The 20,952-nt window shown below is 60.8% G+C and carries 19 protein-coding genes and 1 pseudogene; 18 read left to right on the forward strand and 2 right to left on the reverse strand.

The window, feature by feature from the left end; all coding sequences use genetic code 11:
- The first annotated feature begins 144 nt into the window (after positions 1 to 144).
- Both AC4FWB_RS29725 and AC4FWB_RS29730 read left to right on the forward strand, forming a co-directional pair.
- Positions 145 to 1,191, forward strand: coding sequence for a PLP-dependent aminotransferase family protein (locus tag AC4FWB_RS29725; RefSeq protein ID WP_491029795.1), 1,047 nt, complete (start codon positions 145 to 147; stop codon positions 1,189 to 1,191).
- Positions 1,188 to 2,159 (forward strand): HAD-IIA family hydrolase, encoded by a 972-nt coding sequence (locus tag AC4FWB_RS29730; protein WP_491029796.1) that lies wholly within the window; start codon positions 1,188 to 1,190, stop codon positions 2,157 to 2,159. The genes AC4FWB_RS29725 and AC4FWB_RS29730 overlap by 4 nt, the downstream gene beginning before the upstream one ends.
- Positions 2,160 to 2,356: 197 nt before the next feature.
- Here the strand turns inward: AC4FWB_RS29730 and AC4FWB_RS29735 are convergent, their stop codons facing one another.
- Positions 2,357 to 2,779 (reverse strand): hypothetical protein, encoded by a 423-nt coding sequence (locus AC4FWB_RS29735; protein ID WP_491029797.1) that lies wholly within the window; start codon positions 2,777 to 2,779, stop codon positions 2,357 to 2,359.
- Between the two features lie 233 nt (positions 2,780 to 3,012).
- Here AC4FWB_RS29735 and queC point away from each other — a divergent pair, with 233 nt between their 5' ends.
- The 5 genes and pseudogenes from queC to AC4FWB_RS29760 all read left to right on the forward strand — a co-directional run bounded on the left by queC (position 3,013) and on the right by AC4FWB_RS29760 (position 7,819).
- On the forward strand, positions 3,013 to 3,711 hold the full coding sequence (gene queC / locus AC4FWB_RS29740) for a 7-cyano-7-deazaguanine synthase QueC (protein ID WP_491029798.1): 699 nt from the start codon (positions 3,013 to 3,015) through the stop codon (positions 3,709 to 3,711).
- Positions 3,712 to 4,068: a 6-carboxytetrahydropterin synthase QueD gene (queD, locus tag AC4FWB_RS29745; RefSeq protein WP_491029799.1), complete on the forward strand. Its 357-nt coding sequence runs from the start codon at positions 3,712 to 3,714 to the stop codon at positions 4,066 to 4,068.
- Positions 4,065 to 4,799, forward strand: coding sequence for a 7-carboxy-7-deazaguanine synthase QueE (queE, locus tag AC4FWB_RS29750; RefSeq protein WP_491029800.1), 735 nt, complete (start codon positions 4,065 to 4,067; stop codon positions 4,797 to 4,799). Before queD ends, queE begins: the two co-directional genes overlap by 4 nt.
- 138 nt (positions 4,800 to 4,937) lie before the next feature.
- Positions 4,938 to 6,272 carry an ISNCY family transposase gene (locus AC4FWB_RS29755; RefSeq protein WP_491029801.1) on the forward strand — a complete coding sequence of 445 codons (1,335 nt, stop codon included), beginning with the start codon at positions 4,938 to 4,940 and terminating at the stop codon, positions 6,270 to 6,272.
- Between the two features lie 558 nt (positions 6,273 to 6,830).
- Positions 6,831 to 7,819 (forward strand): annotated as a pseudogene (locus AC4FWB_RS29760) (cation:dicarboxylate symporter family transporter).
- Between the two features lie 145 nt (positions 7,820 to 7,964).
- Here the strand turns inward: AC4FWB_RS29760 and hemN are convergent.
- Positions 7,965 to 9,314 carry an oxygen-independent coproporphyrinogen III oxidase gene (gene hemN, locus AC4FWB_RS29765; RefSeq protein ID WP_491029835.1) on the reverse strand — a complete coding sequence of 450 codons (1,350 nt, stop codon included), beginning with the start codon at positions 9,312 to 9,314 and terminating at the stop codon, positions 7,965 to 7,967.
- 170 nt (positions 9,315 to 9,484) lie between these two features.
- Here hemN and AC4FWB_RS29770 point away from each other — a divergent pair, with 170 nt between their 5' ends.
- The 11 genes from AC4FWB_RS29770 (at position 9,485) to ubiM (ending at position 20,458) form a co-directional block, all read left to right on the forward strand.
- Positions 9,485 to 10,249 (forward strand): Crp/Fnr family transcriptional regulator, encoded by a 765-nt coding sequence (locus AC4FWB_RS29770; RefSeq protein ID WP_491029836.1) that lies wholly within the window; start codon positions 9,485 to 9,487, stop codon positions 10,247 to 10,249.
- A 583-nt stretch (positions 10,250 to 10,832) separates the two neighbouring features.
- Entirely contained in the window at positions 10,833 to 12,464 is a 1,632-nt protein-coding gene (ccoN, locus tag AC4FWB_RS29775) for a cytochrome-c oxidase, cbb3-type subunit I (RefSeq protein ID WP_491029802.1), read from the forward strand.
- Positions 12,455 to 13,186 carry a cytochrome-c oxidase, cbb3-type subunit II gene (gene ccoO / locus AC4FWB_RS29780; protein WP_491029803.1) on the forward strand — a complete coding sequence of 244 codons (732 nt, stop codon included), beginning with the start codon at positions 12,455 to 12,457 and terminating at the stop codon, positions 13,184 to 13,186. Before ccoN ends, ccoO begins: the two co-directional genes overlap by 10 nt.
- An 11-nt stretch (positions 13,187 to 13,197) precedes the next feature.
- The gene (locus AC4FWB_RS29785; protein WP_491029804.1) at positions 13,198 to 13,347 is read left to right on the forward strand and encodes a cbb3-type cytochrome c oxidase subunit 3; all 150 of its coding nucleotides are present in this window, start codon (positions 13,198 to 13,200) and stop codon (positions 13,345 to 13,347) included.
- Between the two features lie 2 nt (positions 13,348 to 13,349).
- Positions 13,350 to 14,213: a cytochrome-c oxidase, cbb3-type subunit III gene (gene ccoP / locus AC4FWB_RS29790; protein ID WP_491029805.1), complete on the forward strand. Its 864-nt coding sequence runs from the start codon at positions 13,350 to 13,352 to the stop codon at positions 14,211 to 14,213.
- A gap of 204 nt (positions 14,214 to 14,417) precedes the next feature.
- Complete coding sequence (ccoG, locus tag AC4FWB_RS29795) at positions 14,418 to 15,974, forward strand: cytochrome c oxidase accessory protein CcoG (RefSeq protein WP_491029806.1); 1,557 nt, start codon at positions 14,418 to 14,420, stop codon at positions 15,972 to 15,974.
- 41 nt (positions 15,975 to 16,015) lie between these two features.
- Entirely contained in the window at positions 16,016 to 16,468 is a 453-nt protein-coding gene (locus tag AC4FWB_RS29800) for a FixH family protein (RefSeq protein WP_491029837.1), read from the forward strand.
- Positions 16,465 to 18,744 carry a cation-translocating P-type ATPase gene (locus tag AC4FWB_RS29805; protein WP_491029807.1) on the forward strand — a complete coding sequence of 760 codons (2,280 nt, stop codon included), beginning with the start codon at positions 16,465 to 16,467 and terminating at the stop codon, positions 18,742 to 18,744. Before AC4FWB_RS29800 ends, AC4FWB_RS29805 begins: the two co-directional genes overlap by 4 nt.
- Entirely contained in the window at positions 18,741 to 18,896 is a 156-nt protein-coding gene (ccoS, locus tag AC4FWB_RS29810; protein ID WP_491029808.1) for a cbb3-type cytochrome oxidase assembly protein CcoS, read from the forward strand. Before AC4FWB_RS29805 ends, ccoS begins: the two co-directional genes overlap by 4 nt.
- 105 nt (positions 18,897 to 19,001) lie before the next feature.
- Positions 19,002 to 19,277, forward strand: a complete 276-nt coding sequence (locus AC4FWB_RS29815; RefSeq protein ID WP_491029809.1) for a hypothetical protein — start codon at positions 19,002 to 19,004, stop codon at positions 19,275 to 19,277.
- Positions 19,277 to 20,458: a 5-demethoxyubiquinol-8 5-hydroxylase UbiM gene (gene ubiM, locus AC4FWB_RS29820; protein WP_491029810.1), complete on the forward strand. Its 1,182-nt coding sequence runs from the start codon at positions 19,277 to 19,279 to the stop codon at positions 20,456 to 20,458. Before AC4FWB_RS29815 ends, ubiM begins: the two co-directional genes overlap by 1 nt.
- The last annotated feature ends 494 nt before the right edge of the window (positions 20,459 to 20,952 follow it).

Consider the following 20,952-nt stretch of genomic DNA (forward strand, 5'->3'; position numbering starts at 1 on the left):
GCCCTCCCGTCCGATCCGCGGTTTTCATCTGGCCCTTGCCGCAAACATCCCGGTTGGAGTGTGGATCCCGCTATGTTGCGCTATGTCGGACGAAGCCACCGAAGCTCCGCGGGAGCAGAAAGGCTGGGGGCGGTAATCAGGCGCATGGCTTCATTGCTTGAGCTGCCTGATAGCTGGCTCTGCGGAATCGTGCCCGGTTCGGGCACTGGCGCCTGCAGCATGGCCTTGCAAAATCTACTCGGCCCGGTTCCAGTCGAGACATTCTTGTCAGACAGCTTCTCGAAATATTGGGCAGATGAGATTGATTCGCTGGCACTTGCTCCCCAGAGGCGGCACAGCTGTGCTTTCGGAGATTTTCCAAACACTAGCGGAATCGACCCCAATCACGACGTTGTTCTAGTGCTAAACGGCACTAGCAGCGGCGTTTGTCCACCGGATCTTGAATGGATTCTTTCGGGTCGTGGTGGGCTTGTGATCGCAGATGCCGTCTCGGCAGCCTTTACAAGGCCCATCGACTTCGATCGGATCGACGTTCTGTGCTGGTCATGGCAAAAGGCGCTCGGTGGCGAAGGCGGCCATGGCATGATCGCACTCTCGCCTCGAGCCCAGGAACGGCTGAAAACCGGCGGACGCAAACCTGTTGCCAGGCTGCTAAGGTTACACAACTCTGACGGATCCGTGAACCAGGCATTCTATGACGGCCGGACAATCTCGACCCCCAGCATGTTCGCTGTTGAGGATATTCATTCTGCGCTCGACTGGGCCGAAGCGTGCGGCGGATTACCAGCGCTTTTGAACAGAGTCGCCGACAATTATGCTGTGATGGCCGACTGGGTGAACGCAACCCCTTGGCTTGATTGGACTTGCACCAACCCGGCAGCACGCTCCTCCTGTTCAATTACCCTTCGCCTCATGGGCGAGAAAATCACCGGTGGCGAAAAAGACGGCACCGGCAAAATTGCTGGGCAGATGATCCATTTGCTCGAAGCCGAAGGGGCGGCGTTTGACATCTGGAGCTACGGCGACGCACCACCGGGATTTCGAATATGGGCGGGGCCCACTGTCGAGGCAGAAGACTTGGCAATTTTGTGCCAATGGCTGGCCTGGGCTTATAGCGAAATGTGCGAGGCCAGTATCCCGCCCGAAGCGATAGTCGTGCCTGGCAAGAAACTTGCTCAGGGTGAATCATGACCGATGGTACTCAACAAAGCCAGCCGATCGAAATCGCTGACGGCCTGTCAACTCCCGAGCGTCTTTCTCCGACATTGGCAGGTCGCTACGACGCGATACTCTTCGACGCAATAGGGGTCCTGATCAGCGAAACTGATGCCCTCCCGGGCGCTGTTGATACCTTGGCCCAACTCAATTTGTCAGGCCAACCGTACTACATAGTAACAAATATCAGTAGTGGATCGGATGCGACGATCTTTGCGCGTCTTCGCCGCGCTGGACTTCCGATTCCGGCAATCGATCGTATTGTGTCAGCAGGAGGTGTCGCACGACACCGCGTACTCGAAGAGTTAGCGGCGGGGCGGCGAGTTAGCTACCTGGGCAGTAGATGCGCTGCGCATGACATGTTCGGCCAGCACCCGAACCTTCATTGCGCTGACACGGCCGAAACATTCGACTCGCTCGTCGTGCTCGATGACGAAGGTTTCGATTTTAAACGGGCTGCCGATCACATCCTGTCCGCGTTTCAGCGCAGGCTGGTCGACACGGGCGAGATGCCCTGTATAATATCGGCAAACCCGGATATTATTTATCCTATAAACGGCGCGCTCGTCTTTGGACCAGGCATAATAGGGCCAATGCTTCACGCAGGGCTGGCGCCCTTCGGAGCTCCTCCAATCTCAGTAGAGTTTATGGGTAAGCCCGGAAGGGCGATTTTCGAAGAATGTATCGCTCGGGCCGGCACCAACCGTCTTTTGATGGTCGGCGATCAGGTTGATACTGACATCAAGGGCGCAAAGGCTGTCGGGCTCGACTCACTTCTCGTAACCACTGGCGTCAATAGCAGCGGTGAGTTGCGTGAAGACGAGAACTGCACTCCCGATTATGTCGCAAAGAACCTCGGTCAAATCTTTGATGGCAGTTTGTTTCCACATCTTCGATCTGAGAAGCATTCTAGCACAAAATGCAGATTGGGCGGCTTGGCGTGAGGATTGCCGAGCGGACAAGGCGTATCTTGGAGGCAGCGGTTGAGCGCAGCCGCATCATTATCAGGAAGATGACGATATTCGTTCGGCTATTTCGGCGGAATGGGTCGTGAATACATGGGATGGAATGGGATAACAGATGTTGCTGGGCGTCAAGGTGCACGAAGATGATCATCGTCGCCGCGTGAAGTGATTACCAGTCAACGCAGGCCGCGCTGCTGGACGCCGGCGGAGAAGGGACCAGATCGTTGCGGAAAGTGCGCGGCCGGGAGCCGACCATTTCGGCCGTCGGAGGGCGTCGGAGCGATGCCTCGGCTTGCTTTGGGCCTGGTGGCAGCAGGCGGGGCTAGCCGCATCCGCGGCTGACGCCTGGCTTGCCACTCCTGCCGTGCCTTGCTGATGTCGGGACGATCTTGCTCGCTGGCCAGCAGCGTTTTTTTAAAGCGATAGCCGTTCCTGATGAGCCAGCGCGAGATCGAGGCAGGAGCGACCTGGGCGCCTGCAGCAGCGGCCAATTCGGCGGCAAGCTCCGGCATAGTGATGTCATACTTCTCGACCACACGGCCAAGCAGAAACGCACGATGCGGGTCGAGCTTGGAATGGCGGCGACCACCGCTGGCCATTCCAATCACACGTCTGATCGGCTCCTCTCATCAATATGCCTGGGTTTGGACGTGCACTGAAGAGGGCCGTTTCGTTAGTTTCGTGTTTCTTGCAGGCTCAGACCGCCTGAGCACAGCGGCACGTCAGCGCATCAAACTCATCCCCCGTTCACAAACGAGACTCCCTGGGGTACTGGGAGCGCAGAGAAATCTCCGGTCGCAGCCTACCCGGTCAAAACAGGAACCCCCAAACCATGAAGACTCTCGTCGTCTGCTCCGGCGGATTGGATTCCGTTTCCCTTGCTCACAAGGTGGCAGCGGAGTACGAGCTCGCTGGCCTCCTATCTTTCGATTACGGCCAACGGCACAGCAAGGAATTGGGCTTCGCCGGTCTTTGCGCGGAGCGACTGAGCGTTCCGCACGGCATCATCGACATCCGTGAAATCGGCCGCGGCCTTTCCGGCTCCGCGCTGACCGATAATGTGGACGTGCCCGACGGGCATTACGCCGAAGACACCATGAAGGTCACGGTGGTGCCGAACCGGAACGCCATCATGTTGGCCATCGCCTTCGGCTTCGCCGCCGCGCACCACGCTGACGCGGTGGCGACGGCCGTGCATGGCGGGGATCATTTCATCTATCCGGACTGCCGGCCAGCCTTCATCGACGCCTTCCAGATGATGCAAGACCGCGCGCTCGACGGCTACGCGAACATTCGCCTTCATACGCCTTATGTGAACCTCACGAAGGCGGACATCGTTGAGGATGGAGCAAGACACGGCACGCCATTTGCGCAGACCTGGTCCTGCTACAAGGGCGGCGAGCGTCACTGTGGACGGTGCGGGACCTGCGTCGAGCGGCGCGAGGCCTTTCATCTCTCTAGGCACCCGGACCCCACCGACTACGAGGACGCCGACTTCTGGCTCGGCGCGCTGCAGAGGAGGAGCGCGTAAATGTTCCGCATCACCAAGCAATTCCACTTCTCGGCCTCGCATCAGCTCACGTCCCTGCCGCCTGACCACCAGTGCGCGCGCCTGCACGGGCATAACTACATCGTCGAAGTGGAGCTTTCGGCTAAGGAACTGAACGAGCACGGCTTCGTGCGCGACTATCACGATTTGGCGCCGCTCAAACGCTATATCGACGAGAGCTTCGACCACCGACATCTCAACCACGTGCTGGAGCATGAGCAAGTCACGGCGGAATATCTGGCCAGACATTTTTATGAATGGTGCAAGGCACGCCTGCCCGAAACCTCGGCCGTGCGGGTGAGCGAAACGCCGAAAACATGGGCGGAATGCCGGCCATGACCGATACGCATCCCGCAATCCGCGTGAGTGAGATTTTCGGGCCGACGATCCAGGGCGAGGGCGTGCTCATCGGTCTGCCGACGGTCTTCGTCAGAACCGGCGGGTGTGATTATCGATGTTGCTGGTGCGACAGCCTGCATGCGGTGGGCAACCAATTCCGCCATGAATGGGAGGTGATGTCCTCCGACGCGGTGTGGCAAAACGTGGTCGCGCTTTCTGGCGGCCGCCCGTTGATGGTGTCGCTGTCAGGCGGCAATCCGGCTATCCAGCCTTTCGGTGCGCTCATCAAGCGAGGCCGTGATGAGGGCTACCGATTTGCGCTCGAAACCCAAGGTTCCGTGGTCAGGGAATGGTTTGCCGACCTTGACGTGCTGGTCCTCAGCCCAAAGCCGCCGTCAAGCGAAATGACGACCGATTGGGCCGCTGTCGAGGCGTGCCTCCAGGCGGCACAGGACAAGCCGCAAGTCGTGCTCAAGCTCGTTGTTTTCGACGAAATTGACTACGCCTACGCGAAAGAGGCCGCCGCGAGATTTCCGCGACTTCCAGTCTATCTGCAACCCGGCAATCACACACCCCCACGCCCCGGAAATGAAGACGCGCCTGTCGACCTTGACGGAATAATGAAACGCATGGAGTGGCTGGTTGATAGCGTGACCCGCGACAGGTGGTTCGAAGCCCGCGTGTTGCCACAGCTGCACGTTATGCTCTGGGGTAACAAGAGAGGCGTCTAGTCTAGTTTCTGTCCATAAACAGCAAGCGATTGATTCTATTGAGTGAATCGTAGCTTTGCGCGCGAGCAAGGCCCGGCGGTTTCAGGTATCTTGGATCATGCCACTGATTCCAAAGTCCTGACACCGCCGGAGCCGACAATGCGCCAAGAACGCACCGTCCAAGCGAGTATATTCGATGTTTTCGCCACGCACGAGATCGGACGCGAACTGGAGGCAATGTCGCGCTGGCTGGACGAGCATCGCGATCTGCTTGGCTTGGTGGCGCGCGATTTGGTCCGGGTCGGTGTCAAGGCTACCGGACGGCAAGGCCTGCCTGCTGAAGCGGTGCTGCGTTGCGCGCTTCTCAAGCAATATCGGCAGCTGAGCTATCAGGAGCTGGCGTTCCATCTTGAGGACTCTGCCTCGTTTCGCGCCTTTGCCCGCCTACCATTGTCATGGAGCCCGCAGAAGTCAGTGCTGCAAAAGACGATCAGCGCGCTGCGGCCCGAGACCTGGGAAGAGATCAATCGGGTACTGCTGTCGAGCGCTCGACAGGCGAAGCTCGAAGACGGCGCAGTGGTGCGGCTGGACAGCACCGTGATCTCGGCACTCATGCACGAGCCGAGTGACAGCAGCCTGCTTTGGGATGCCGTGCGGGTCATGGTGCGCCTTCTGAAGCGAGCTGATGTCTTGATTGGCGGCACCAGCATGGTATGGCGCGATCACTGCCGCGCAGCCAAGAAGCGGGCTCGCAAAATCCAGTTCACGCGCGGTCGACCTAACCGGGTCCAACTCTACCGCGAGCTGATCGCGATCACCCGTGCGAGCTTGGCCTATCTGGAGCAGGCGAGCGAGCGTTTGGCGGTGGCGAGCAAACCGTCCATGTGGCAGATCCAGGTTCGTCATTATCGGCCGCTGGTCGAACGGATCATCAGACAGAGCGAGCGGCGGGTGTTGGCCGGCGAGCCGGTACCCGCCGGCGAGAAGTTGGTCAGCCTGTTCGAAGAGCATGCCGATATCATCGTCAAAGGCAGCCGCGATACCGAATACGGCCACAAGCTCAACCTCACCACCGGCAGGAGCGGCATGATCCTCGATCTGATGATCGAAGCAGGCAACCCGGCCGACAGCGACCGCTTGCTGCCGATGCTAGAGCGCCACATCGCCCTCTATGGTCAGGCACCACGGCAGGCGGCCGCCGATGGTGGCTTCGCCACTCGCGCCAACCTGGCCACGGCGAAAGCGTGGGGCGTTTCCGACATGGCCTTCCACAAGAAAGCTGGCCTTAGCATCGAGGACATGGTCAGAAGCAAGTGGGTCTATCGCAAGCTGCGCAACTTCCGCGCCGGCATCGAGGCCGGCATCTCATGCCTCAAGCGTGCTTACGGTTTAGCGCGTTGCACCTGGCGCGGCCTCGATCACTTCAAGACCTACGTCTGGTCCTCGGTCGTGGCCTACAACCTCGTCATCTTCACCCGCCTCAAGCCGACCTGAACTGACCGGCATCGCAGTTGCCCCGCGCCGACCCACGCCGGCCGCCACCGCACGCGCCGATGACACTATTTTGGCGACAAAACAGCACTCTTCGACCCGTCCGCGCCCGTCAAGGCGCTTCAAGGCGCTTTCAATCGCGCGCAACTCATTGTAAACGCACTGAAATACGCACGTTTATGGATGGAAATTAGTCTAGCCAGCGCCCGCTGGGGAGACGGCCTTGGGCATAGCCATAGCAAAATGTCGACCATCAAGATGCCGATCGCAGCCTCGTAAAGAGCTTGCGTCGACGGCCTTCCAGCCGCTGCCAGGCAGCGTGTAACGCAAAGAGCGACACTCCAATCCCCACAGTCGGCCCTTCTTTCGGTGAAAGGCACGCGCCAGCGGCGCGTGCAGAAATCCGCATAAGCACGGCGTGAGAGGTCCTGCGCGTTTCTCGCGCCGCCGAGGTTTGGCACGGTGCTCGCGGCGGCGTCGGTGCAGCGTTCGACCGGAGCGCCGCGATGGGAGAAGCCCGCGAAGGTCGGAACCCACCTCGATCCGGTCAGGGAAAGAACAGTGTCAGCTCCACAAGTCCGCAGTGCGAGTCCCGCGCCCCGCAAACCCTTCTATGCCAAGCTTTACGCCCAAGCAGTTGCCGCCATCGCCCTCGGCGTCGCACTCGGCCATTTCTATCCGGGGCTCGGCGAGAGCCTGAAGCCGCTGAGTGATGCCTTCATTAAGCTCGTCAAGATGATCATCGCGCCTGTCATCTTCCTGACAATTGCGACCGGCATCGCCGGCATGAACGATCTCCAGAAGGTCGGCCGGGTTGCCGGCAAGGCGATGGTCTATTTCCTCACCTTCTCGACACTCGCGCTGATCGTCGGCCTCGTCGTCTCCAATGTCATTCAACCCGGCGCCGGCCTCAACATCGATCCGGCCTCGCTCGACGTCCAGGCCGTGGATGCCTATGCCGCAAAGGCCCACGAGCAGTCCGTGCCAGGCTTCCTGATGAACATCATCCCGGCCACGATTGTCGGTGCCTTTGCGGAGGTCGACATCATGCAGGTCCTGTCCTTCTCGGTTCTGTTGGCATCGCTTTGGCGATGGTCATCCCGACTGGATAATCCTTTAATCTGGAATGCACCAACATCTACATGACGCTGGCGGCCCTCTCCATCGCCAAGGCAACGAACATCGATCTCGTGATCGGCGATCGAATCCTGCTGCTTCTTGTCGCCATGCTCCCTTCGAAGGAAGCAACTCGCATTATCGGTGCAGGCTTCGTCACATTGGCTACAACGCTCCTTGTCGTCCCGATCGCCCCGTTCGTCGGCATGACCCTGATCCTTGACGTCGACAATTTCATGTCGGAGTGCTGCTTGCTGACGAATGTCATCGCTAACGCGGTGGCATCGCTCGTCGTCGCCCGCGCGGAGGGCGAGCCGGATGAAGTTCGATTGGCAAGGTCCTCGCGAGCGGAACTCTCCAGCGCTTTGCGGATCAAGTCGACCTGCGTGGCGAACGGCGGTCGCGGCTGGCCAGCTCGCGTGAACGCCGCTTAGGGATTGGGGCAGAGCGCGAAGCCGTCATAGAGAAACCGCCAGCTGGTATCTGCATCAAATAACTATGAGTCTCCGCAACTTCCTGTACTGCGGGAACGGCTTGGCAATCGATCAAACCCGATGGCCCAGTTTTACGCTGAAGTGCTCAGACTGCTGCTGAGTGCCTGGCCGTTCCGCTTTCGAAATATTTGTCGAACTTGACCGCAATGCTCCTTACGAAGGGACGGTTTTCCGCCGGCACGATGAAACTGTCGCCTTGGAGTTCAAGCAGTCGAGCAGGATCCTTAAGGGCGATGGAGCTTGCCTGACGAAGGAGCCTTTGGCCGGCTTTCCCGAAGCTCTCCACCAGGTCGATCGCTGAGAAGGCGAAATCGCACATCAGTCGCTCGATGATCCAGCCCCTCACGCGATCGTCGTCGGAAAATGCTATGCCGCGGACGGCGGCCAGCCCCCCGTCTTCCACCCTGTGCCGATATTCGCCGGTCGAAGACATATTCTGCACGTAGCCTTGGCGGAACCGGCCGATGGACGAAGAACCAAGTCCAATTAACGTCTCGCAGCAATCCTCGGTGTAGCCCTGAAAATTGCGATGCAACGCCCCCGCGCGGGCCGCTAGCGCCAACGCATCGCCCGGCTTTGCGAAATGATCGAGCCCGATTGATTCGTACCCCTTGTCCTCGGTCGCTCGCGCGGCAAGTCGCGATTGAGCGAACCGCTCCGCGGGACCGGGGAGCCATGCCTCGTCGATCATCGTCTGATGTTTCTTGAACCAGGGCACGTGGGCGTAGCCGAACAGCGCCATCCTGTCCGGTTCCAGGGTGAGCGCCTGCGCCACGGTGGAGCGCACGCTTTCGCTGGTTTGATGCGGTAGGCCGTAGAGCAGATCAAGGTTCACGGAATCTACTCCCCGGGAACGAAGCCCGTCGACGACTGCCTTGGTCTGCAAAAAGCTTTGCTCGCGGTTGATCGCCTTTTGTACTTTCGGATCGAAATCCTGCACGCCGAGGCTCGCCCGCGTCATGCCGATTTCGGCAAGCGCGTCGAGGCGGGCTCCGTCCATATCGTTCGGATCGATCTCGACGCTGATCTTGGCATCGTCGAGAACGTCGAAATTGTCGCGCAGCGCCGCTCCCAATGTCACCATATCATGCGGCTTCAGCATGGTCGGCGAACCGCCACCGAAATGAACCGCGCGAACTCGGCCCTTGCCGCTGACAAGGCGGCCAACCGTCGCGATCTCCGCATACAGCGAACGCAGATAAGCGGCCACCGGCTCATACTGGCGCGTGTGTTTGGTATGGCACGCGCAGAACCAGCAGAGCCTGTCGCAATAGGGAACATGCAGGTAAAGCGATATTTCGCCGCCGCCTTCGAGCGCCTCTAGCCAGCCGCGGTAAACGACAGCATCGATACCGGGATGGAAATGCGGCGCGCTCGGGTAACTGGTATAGCGCGGGACGTTCTCGCCAAGCCTGGCCGCTAGTTCCGGTCGCATGTCGTGGTCCACCTGTTTGCGTCGCCGGGACTGTGGACTGACAGACGAGGCAGAGCCCTGATTTCGGTCAGTCTCCAGCACGACAAACTGCCGCAAGGATTTTTCTACCGTCGATTGTTATCGTGCCGGCGGTTGGGCCGGGAGAGCGATCAGATCGGGAGAGCGATCAAATGACAGTACGGCACGACATTCACAGTTCCGGCATCCCCCTCTATTGCTTGTCTTGCCAGGCACGGCACCGCGGCCTCTGCGGCGCGCTCGATCCGGATCGTTTGGCCAAGCTCGCCAAGACTTCGTCGCGGCATAGGGTCGAACCGGGCGTCGAGCTGATTGGCGATGCCGAGGCCGTCAACAGCTATTCAAACGTGCTTTCGGGCGTGGTGAAGCTGACGAAGAGCCTTTCGGACGGCCGCCAGCAGATCGTCGGTCTCCAGTTCGCGCCGGATTTTCTGGGACAGCCCTTCAAGGTGAAAAGCGCCATCCATGCCGAAGCGGCAACGGCTGTCTCGCTGTGTTCGTTTCCGAAAGCGGCAATCGAACAGACGATGAAGCAATCACCGGAGCTCGAGCATCGCCTGCTCAAGCAGACGCTGAACGAACTCGACGATGCACGCGAATGGATGGTCACTCTGGGCTGCAAGACGGCGCCTGAGAAGGTAGCGAGCTTTCTTCTCATGATCGCCCGCAATATCGGCTCCAGTGTTGGCCCGGCGGCCAGGTCGACGTGCTTCGATCTGCCGCTGACGCGTGCCGACATCTCTGATTTCCTTGGAATCACAAACGAGACGGTGAGCCGCCAGCTGACCAGACTGAGAATGGACGGCGTGATCCGGATCGAAAACAACCGCCGTGTCACCGTAGACAACATGAGCCGGCTGGAACAGCGTTGCGGTGGGCGGCGGCCGAGGCGCAACCGCCCCATCAACGAGATCTGAGCGGCCGCTCCTGCCTCGCTTACCCTGGCCTGGGGCAGGGCACGCTCACGTTCGAACGCGATGCGTCGCCGCAGGCCTTCGAAAAAGTGGCATGGCATCTCTCGGATCACCATGACCGATTGTCAGGATTTTTCGGGCACCTCGTTGCGAACCATTGATCCTCGAGGTGCTCGACGCGCAATCGCCTGGTGGAGGCAGCTTAGGCCCGGCCGAGGTCAATGCGCCTCCGCGGAGAAAAGACGCTCTCCTTGACGTTACGAGTGTCACCGAGGCAGCGGAATGATCGGCTGTCCCAAGGCATTTGGAGCGGCCTCGTCGGCAAGGCATCAGCCATACTTTAAAGCCCCACGTGCGTCATCACATTGCCCGCAATCGCCTTCACGCCGGAGCGGCCCGTGGGCGCCGGACTTGTTCAGTGAGCGGGCCTGCTCATGCTGCGTTTCTTCGTTCAATCGCCACCTTCTGATCGCACCTGAATCAAAATCGCGCCGCTCTGACATGGATCAGGGCAAACAGGCCGCGACTGCGCAATTTATGCGCTGCGGATTTGGCGTCCGCCGGAATTTCCAGATCGGGACTTGCAATGAAATTCGGCACAGAGATCGTCCTTCTAAGCCTGTTTGCTTTCGCAGCCCTGGTGGCTGCCGGCTTTGGCGTGGATGAGCCTTTTCGCCAGCACATGTGGGTTCTGTTTTTCGCCGTGGCTGGCTTCAATGCGATGCTGATGCGCCACACCGAGTTCAAGCCGGCAGTTCCGATCGACCCCGCAGCTTACATGGACGGACCAATCCGCTACGGAGCCATCGCTACGGTTTTCTGGGGCGTTGTCGGCATGCTGGTGGGCGTGGTCATCGCGCTGCAGCTTGCCTATCCGAATCTCAACGTCGGGCCCTGGTTCAATTTCGGCCGCTTGCGGCCGCTGCACACGTCCGGCGTCATCTTCGCTTTCGGCGGCAATGCGCTGATTTGCACATCGCTTTATGTGGTCCAGCGCAGCTGCCGCGCCCGGCTGTTCGGCGGCAAGCTCGCCTGGTTCGTCTTCTGGGGCTACCAACTCTTCATCGTCATGGCCGCGACCGGCTATCTGCTCGGCATCACCGAAAGCCGCGAATACGCCGAGCCGGAATGGTATGTCGATATCTGGCTGACGATCGTCTGGGTCGCGTACCTGATCCTTTTCCTTGGCACCATCATCAAGCGCAAGGAACCGCATATCTACGTCGCCAATTGGTTTTACCTCTCCTTCATCGTGACCATCGCGATGCTGCATGTGGTCAACAACCTGTCGATGCCGGTCTCATTCCTCGGCTCGAAGAGCTACTCCGCTTTCTCGGGCGTTCAGGACGCGCTGACACAGTGGTGGTATGGGCACAATGCCGTCGGCTTCTTCCTGACCGCCGGCTTCCTCGGCATGATGTATTACTTCGTGCCGAAGCAGGCGAACCGGCCGGTCTATTCATACCGCCTGTCGATCATCCACTTCTGGGCGCTGATCTTTCTCTATATCTGGGCCGGGCCGCATCATCTTCACCATACCGCTCTTCCAGATTGGGCGCAGACGCTAGGGATGGTGTTCTCGATAATGCTGTGGATGCCGTCCTGGGGCGGCATGATCAATGGCCTGATGACGCTGTCGGGCGCCTGGGACAAGCTGCGCACCGACCCGATCATCCGCATGATGGTAACGGCCATCGCCTTCTACGGCATGTCGACCTTCGAAGGTCCCATCATGTCGATCAAAACGGTCAATTCGCTGTCGCATTACACCGACTGGACAATCGGCCACGTGCACTCCGGCGCGCTCGGCTGGGTCGGCATGATCTCGTTCGGCGCGATCTACTACATGGTTCCGAAGCTCTGGAATCGCGAGCGCCTCTATTCGCTGCGCCTCGTCACCTGGCACTTCTGGCTGGCGACGCTCGGGATCGTCGTCTACGCCGCGGCCATGTGGGTGTCCGGCATCATGCAGGGGCTGATGTGGCGCGAATACGACGAGCAGGGATTCCTCGTCTATTCCTTCGCCGAAACCGTTGCCGCCGTGCATCCCTACTACATCATGCGCGCGGTCGGCGGCGCGATGTATCTGTCCGGCGCCCTGATCATGGCCTGGAACATCACCATGACCATCTTTGGCTACCAACGTGAGGAGGATCCGATGCCCGGCTCCATCTCCGTCCTGAAGCCCGTGCGTTCAGGAGCCAGAAAATGGGCTTGATGGACAGACACGCGGCCATCGAGAAGAACACCACGCTCCTTCTCGTCGGGTCCCTGCTGGTCGTGACCGTCGGTGGCATCGTCGAGATCGCGCCGCTCTTCTATCTCGATAATACGATCGAGAAGGTGGAAGGGATGCGCCCCTATTCGCCGCTCGAGCTCGCCGGCCGCAACATCTATGTGCGCGAGGGCTGCTACCTCTGCCACAGCCAGATGATCAGGCCGTTCCGCGACGAGGTGGAGCGCTACGGCCACTACAGCCTGGCGGCCGAGTCGATGTACGACCATCCCTTCCAATGGGGATCCAAGCGCACAGGCCCAGATCTCGCCCGCGTCGGCGACCGCTACTCCAACAGCTGGCACGTTCAGCATCTTACCGACCCGCGCTCCGTGGTGCCGGAATCCATCATGCCGAGCTATGCCTTCCTGAAGGACAGGCCGATCGAGGTGAAGGACTTTTCCACGCACCTCGCCGCCAACCGTCGCGTCGGTGTCCCCTACACTGACGACATGATCTCGCACGCGAACGCCGACCTGATGGCGCAGGCCGATCCCAACGTCGACACATCAGGCCTTGAGGCCCGATACCCGAAAGCCAAGGGCGGCGACTTTGACGGCGACCCGCAACAGGTGACCGAAATGGATGCCCTCGTCGCCTATCTGCAGATGCTCGGCACACTGGTCGACTTCAACAACTACGACGACGCCGCCGGCTACCGCTAAGGAGAATCACGATGGATTACAATTTGATGCGGGAGTTTGCCGACAGCTGGGGTCTGCTCGCCATGGCGCTCTTCTTTGCTGGATGCGTTGCCATCGCGCTCCGACCGGGCGGTCGCGGCCAGGCTGATGAAGCCGCCCGCATTCCCCTCAAAGACGACTGATCATGAGCACACAGCATATCGATGAGTTGTCAGGCGTCTCAACGACCGGTCATGAGTGGGACGGCATCAAGGAACTCGACAACCCGCTTCCGCGCTGGTGGGTGGTCACCTTCTACATCACTATCGCCTGGGCGATCGGCTACACCATCGCTTATCCGGCATGGCCGATGCTGAGCTCGGCAACAAAGGGTGCGCTCGGCTATTCGAGCCGCAACGAGGTCAAGAACGAGTTGGCGGCGGCGAAGGCGGCCAAGGCTAAATATGTCGCGGCTGTCGAATCGAAAACCGTGTCGGAGATTGCTGCCGACGACGCATTGCGCGAGTTCGCGGTCGCAGCCGGCTTTGCGGCGTTCAGGGTCAATTGCGTGCAGTGCCACGGCTCCGGCGCGCAAGGGTCCAGCGGTTTTCCCAATCTCAATGACGACGATTGGCTGTGGGGCGGCAACGCCGAGCAAATCCAGCAGACGATCACCCACGGCATCCGCTTCACATCAGACCCCGACACGCGTGTGTCGGAAATGCCCGCTTTTGGCGACGTCATCACGCCTGAGGAGATCGCCCAAGTCAGCGCCTATGTCGCCAGCTTGTCGGGACCCGTCAGAGACGCCAGCCTGGTCGAGCCCGGCGCTAAGGTCTTCGCGGACAACTGCGTCGCTTGTCACGGTGAGAACGCAAAGGGCAACAGAGAATTCGGCGCACCCGATCTGACTGATGCGATCTGGCTCTATGGGCCGGGCGAGACGGCCATCGCCGCCCAGGTCCGCGCGCCGAAACAAGGCGTGATGCCGGCCTGGATCGGGCGTCTCGGCGAGATCAAGGTCAAGGAACTTGCAGTCTATGTCCATTCGCTTGGCGCTGGAGAATAGGAACGGCGGCCTATTCTCGGCCCTCCCCCCCGCCAAGCGACGAGGCCCGGCGAGAGCCGGGCCTCGACCCACATTGCGGCATCCCGCGGTTGAACTTCATCAACGCGACGCCGCTCGCCATGCGGCAAAGCTTGCTCAACCATCGGCCAGATCCGGTGGTCGGGCGTCGGCCGCGAAAATCGCCGCTGATGACCGGAGCTTCTCGTGCTTGATAGCAAGCAGATAGAACGGCTCGAAGCCGAAGCGGTCAACTCCGCCAGGATACGCCAGCCGCTCTATGCCGCGCGCAAGAAGATCTTCCCCAAGCGCGCCTTCGGCCGCTTCCGCCGGTTCAAATGGCTGGTGATGGTCCTCACGCTCGGCATTTACTACCTGACGCCCTGGTTGCGCTGGGACCGCGGGCCGTTTGCCCCCGACCAGGCCGTGCTGCTCGATCTTGCCAACCGCCGCTTCTACTTCTTCTTCATCGAGATATGGCCGCAGGAATTTCACTATGTGGCCGGCCTGCTGGTCATGGCCGGCGTCGGCCTTTTCCTGATCACGTCGACGGTCGGGCGAGCCTGGTGCGGCTATACCTGCCCGCAGACCGTGTGGGTTGACCTGTTCCTTGTCGTGGAACGCGCGATCGAAGGCGACCGCAATGCGCGCATGAACCTGGACGCCGCCCCCTGGACAACCCGCAAGCTTTTTCTGCGCGTTTCCAAGCATGCCGTCTGGCTGGTCATCGCCGTCGCTACGGGCGGTGCCTGGATCTTTTATTTTGCCGACGCGCCGAAGTTGCTTGGCGAAGTCGTCAGCGGCACGGCGGCGCCCGTCGCCTACATCACGATCGCCGTTCTGACCGGCACCACTTATGTGTTCGGCGGACTGATGCGCGAGCAGGTCTGCACCTACATGTGCCCGTGGCCGCGCATCCAGGCCGCCATGCTTGACGAAAATTCGTTGACGGTGACCTACAACGACTGGCGCGGCGAGCCGCGTTCACGCCATGCCAAGAAGGTTCTCGCCGCCGGTCAGCCGGTCGGCGACTGCATCGACTGCAACGCCTGTGTCGCCGTCTGCCCGATGGGCATCGATATTCGCGATGGCCAGCAGCTCGAATGCATCACCTGCGCGCTCTGCACCGACGCCTGCGACAGCGTTATGGACAAGCTCGGCAAGGAGCGCGGGCTGGTCTCCTACGCGACGCTTTCCGACTACAACACCAACATGGCCGTAGCGACGGCAGGCGGTACGCGCCCGATCGATCCCACTCTCGTTCGGACCACCGGCGCTTTCTCCGACAAATTGGCGCATTTCCACCTCGGCAAGATCTTTCGGCCGCGCACCTTTGTCTACATGGGCTTGTGCTCACTGATCGGCATCGGACTGCTCTGTTCACTGATAACCCGCAGCCGGCTCGAGGTGAACGTGCTTCACGACCGCAACCCGCAATTCGTGACGCTGTCCGATGGATCCATCCGCAACGGCTACACTGTGAAGCTGCTGAACATGACCCCTGAGCCGCGAACCATCGTCGTCACGATGCAGGGCCTGGAAGGCGCGCAAATGAGCCTCGTTGGCTCTGACTTGCCTGCAGGTCGTTCCTTCGCTGTCCCGGTCGAGCCCGATCGCCTGAAAACGTTGAAGATCTTCGTGCGCCAGTCCGCCCGTCAGATCCGGGACCAGACGCAGACTTTCACATTCATCGCAAACGACAAGGCCGGTTCGGAGTCGGACCGATACATCGCCACCTTCAATACGCCGGAGACGACCAGGTGAGCACCAAAACGGAGCAAACTCGCGCATTCACTGGCCGGCACATGTTTTTCATCGTCTTGGCCTTTTTCAGCGTGGTCGTCAGCGTCGACGCGTTGATGGCGACGCTTGCCAATACAAGCTGGACCGGGCTCGTCGTCGAAAACACCTATGTGGCGAGCCAGCAGTTCAATGAGGAAGCAAGGAAGGGAAGAGCGCAGGCCGCGCTCGGCTGGAAGAGCCGGTTGACCATTGCCGGAGGCGAAGTCCGTTACAGCCTCGCGGATGCCGCTGGTAAGCCTGTCGCATTGCATGACGTCAAGGTGCTCTTTCGTCATCCCGCCTACGAAGCCGAGGACCGGTCCATCACTCTAGCTCTTGCCTCCGGCCAGGAATACGCGGCCCGGCATACGCCCCGCAATGGCGTCTGGATCATTGAGGTGGACGCGGACGCAGGTCTCGCGAAGCCCTATCGGGAAGTCCGCCGTGTCATCGTTTCCAATGGGGCGTTGCAATGAGTTGCCGTGCACCTGCCGCCGAGACGGTGCGGGATCCAGGCAGGGTGAAGCCAGACCTGCCCTCAGACCAGGAAATCAGGCTGGCGAGCCGCCGTCTCGGCGACGGCATGATTCAGACTGACCTTTCGGTCCCGACGGTCCACTGCGGAGCCTGCATCCGGGCAATCGAGACAGCACTTGCAGAACTCGACCGCGTCGAGAGCGCGCGCGTCAACCTATCGACGAAACGGGTGTCGGTGCGATGGCGCGAAGGTGAGGCGCCGCCGATCGTAGCCACGCTCGAGGGACTGGGTTATGCGGCGCATCTGTTCGAAACCGACGGCGACGAAAAAGACGGCACGCTTTCGCAACTGGTCCGGGCAGTCGCGGTCGCAGGCTTCGCGGCGGGCAATATCATGCTGCTGTCGGTCTCTGTCTGGTCGGGAGCCGCAGGGGCAACCCGCGATCTGTTCCACTGGGTCTCGGCGCTGATCGCCATCCCCGCGCTTGCATTCGCCGGCGGCATCTTCTTCCGGTCGGCCTGGAATGCTCTGCGACATGGACGCATGAACATGGACGTCCCGATCGCCGTCGGAGTTTCGCTCGCTTACGCGATGAGCCTCTACGAGACAGTCACTCATGGCGAGCACGCCTATTTCGACGCGTCAGCATCGTTGCTGTTCTTCCTGCTGATCGGCCGGACGCTGGACCACGTGATGCGCGAGCGGGCCCGAACCGCAGTCAAGGGACTGTCACGGCTGACTGCCCGCGGCGCCACGGTTCTGCGTGATGACGGCGCACGCCACTATCTGCCAGTCGGCGAGATCGGACCGGGCATGCGCGTGTTGATCGCCGCTGGCCAACGGATACCTCTCGACGGCAGGATCGTCCGGGGCTCGTCGGATCTCGATTGCTCACTGGTCTCGGGCGAGAGCACACCGCGAAACGCCGAGGCCGGAGATATGGTCCAGGCCGGCATGCTCAATCTGACCGGCCCGCTGACCGTCGAGGCGACTGCAGCCGCCAAGGATTCCTTCCTGGCGGAAATGGTCCGTCTGCTGGAGGCCGCCGAGGGCGGTCGCGCCCATTACCGCCGGATCGCGGACCGCGTTGCCGCGCTTTATGCGCCAGTGGTACACCTGACGGCGTTCGCGACGTTTCTTGGCTGGATGGCTGGCAGCGGCGACTGGCACAGGGCGATGACGATCGCCATCGCGGTGCTGATCATAACCTGCCCCTGCGCGCTCGGGCTTGCCGTGCCAATCGTCCAGGTTGTCGCCGCACGACGACTGTTCGATAACGGCATCATGGTCAAGGACGGGTCGGCCCTGGAGCGCCTGGCGGCGATCGATACGGCGGTCTTCGACAAGACGGGCACTTTGACGCTGGGAAAACCACGGCTCGTCAACAGGTCGTCCATCGATCCGGCTATGCTGGCCATCGCCGCCGCGATGGGCGCGCATTCCCGCCATCCGCTTTCGCAGGCGATCGCCGGCCTGATGAACCCGGCCGGGCAACCGACATTCAATGAAGTGAGAGAGCATCCGGGTTTCGGCATCGAAGCGACTGCCGCGGGCAGTACCTGGCGTTTGGGCCGGCGGGGATGGGCCGGCTACAAGGGTCGGGCCGATGCCGAAGGCAAGACAGGCGTAACGGTGCTGACCCGAAACGGAAGGATCGTCGCATCCTTTGAATTCGAGGACGCCTTGCGGGCGGATGCGGACACGGCCATTGCGCGGCTGAAACATGCCGGACTTACTGTGGAAATGTTGTCCGGCGATACAGCCGTCGCATGCGCCGAGGTCGCCGACTCGCTACCGCTTGACCGTTTTACTCCCGCTCTCGTGCCGTCAGGAAAGGTCGAGCGGATCATGCAGCTGACCAATGACGGTCACCGGGTCCTGATGGTCGGCGATGGTCTGAACGACACGCCCGCGCTGGGCGCGGCACATGTCTCGATCGCCCCGGCCACCGCCGCCGACATTGGCCGCAACGCCGCGGATTTCGTATTCCTTCGCGAGAGCCTACGTGCGGTACCCCTTGCCTTGGACGTCTCGCGGAAAGCCGGACGATTGGTCCGCCAGAACATCGCTATCGCGATCGTCTACAATGCCATAGCCGTGCCGATCGCCATTCTTGGACACGTCACTCCGCTGATCGCCGCCATCGCCATGTCCGCCTCGTCGCTGCTTGTCATTGGAAATGCGCTACGCCTGCAAGGCTTTGCACGTAGCGAGGTGACGACGGCTCCTTCGGCAACGGGCTCCGGCATTCGCGCACAAGTGCAGCCGTCATGACGATGCTCGTCTACCTGATACCAGCAGCTCTGTTCCTTGGCGCGCTTGGGCTGTCCGGCTTTCTGTGGGCGTTGAGGAGTGGTCAATACGAGGATCTCCAAGGGGCCGCTGAGCGCATCCTCATCGACTGCGACGACAATCCGGAACGATGACTCGATCACACCCACCGCTGCCGGCTTTGCCGCATCTGGCTGATCCAGATCAAGGTTATCTCCTCACTGGTTGGTTACGTCGACCTATCCTTCAAGGGAGAACGCATGTCTAACGCACAGTTTGGTCGTCATCATCAGCGAACCGCCGGGGTGAGAAGCCCGCTTGCTGGCTGGCTAGCTGCCTGGATTGGCGCAGATAAGGGCTGGCCCTATCGGCTGCGTTCCCGGCTGCATCCCTCGTTGCGGATTTTTGCGGATTTTCGTGCACAGCGGCTTGAGGCGATACGGCGCATACTGGTGGCCAGGGCCATCAGTCCACGGCTTATGGCTCAACTCAATCAGCGTCTCACGCAGGCAGCCGACGCGGTGGCCGCGCGCTGATGACCGACTGCGACGACAGTTTCGACGTCATTGTTGCCGGAGCCGGGCCGGTCGGACTTTCCTTCGCCGCAACGCTTGCAAAGTGCGATCTCAAAGTGGCGGTGGTTGAACAGCAGACCATTGAAAGGCTGGCGAATCCGCCTTTCGATGGTCGCGAGATCGCGCTGACCTATCCCTCGATCAGGATCCTTCGCGAGCTCGGCGCCTGGGACGCCATCTCCGCTTGTCACAAATCACCAGTGCAAGGTGCGCGCGTGCTCAACGGATCGAGCCCTTTCGCTCTGTGTTTCGATCCTCCAAGAGGATCTGCAGAACCACTCGGATTTCTGGTCCCAAATTGTCGGATCCGCGATGCCCTGTTCAAGACCATCCGCTTGAATGACCATGCCCAGCTGCTATGCGGCCACTCGGTCGTTGGTGTAACCAACAGCCACAAAGGAGCGGTCGTAGAGCTTTCTGGCGGCAGGCGGTTGGCCGCTCGGCTTCTCGTCGCAGCGGATTCGCGTCTATCGCGCACGCGCGACCTGCTCGGCATCGCCGCCGAGATCAATCGGCTTGGCAGCTCGATGTTGATTTGCCGAGTGAGGCACGAGCGCGCCCACCACCAGGTCGCAATCGAATGGTTCGATCACTATCAGACGATAGCGATGTTGCCGCTGATGGAAGGCGTGTCGTCGCTGCTTCTCACATTGCGTGCAAACGAGGCCAATAGGCTTCTTGCTTTCGACGACGATCTGTTCCTGATGGAATTGACGGACCGGTGTCGAGGGCGCCTCGGAAAAATGACCTTGGCAAGCACCCGCCATGCCTATCCCCTGGTCACGACGTGGGCGCACAGGTTTTGGGCTCCGAGCGCCGCACTCATCGGCGACGCTGCCATCGGCATGCACCCGGTGACTGCGCATGGCTTCAACATCGGCCTTAGCGGCCAGAGGCAACTCGCCCGTAGAATCCTGGCAGCACATCGCGACCGTCGCGACATTGCCGATCCCGACATGCTCCGCAGATACGAAGGCTGCCTCAGGCTGTCGGCGGCACCGCTCTACCATGCTACGAATCTGCTCGTCGGACTCTACTCGGGCGAGCACGCGGCGGCACGGCTTGCAAGGCATGTGGGGCTCCGCCTTGCCCAATATTTTCCCTTTGTCCGCCATGGCATTTCGGCCATGCTGAGGCGGTGAAACGCAGTCACGAGTAGCTCACCACGAGGACGACACCTCGGGATCGTGCCCCGCCGCTCCGCGGTGACGAAGCCCCTGCGAGCGGGGCCCGCAACGGCGCTCAAGCGAGCGGCACGGCAGCGGAGATCGGGTTGCCGAACACCACCGCGCTATCGAGCTGCACCAGGTTTCGACGTCACCTTCGCCTGTCCCCGGCTCGAGTGGCCCCAGCCGATCCCCCGCTATCGCAGCGGTGAGACACGACGCTTCAACCTAGGTTCGGCTTTGCATTTTCACCTCGGTCTATGCAACTCGGACAGACTCCGTTGCCTCTCCGACACGCCCTTTGTCAGCCTTCTGACAAGCATGTGCAACGCCCCTGTGTGATTGAGCAGGTTCTTGGCTGGTTTCCCGGCTGGTCCGGCAATTGCTTGGACGAAAGCAACCGATTCTGGGGCACGCACGAGCAGGAGCGCATGACAGCTTCGCCAAATAGTCAATCCAAACTACGGCGG

The sequence above is a fragment of the Mesorhizobium sp. LEGMi-168a genome (assembly GCF_058312955.1).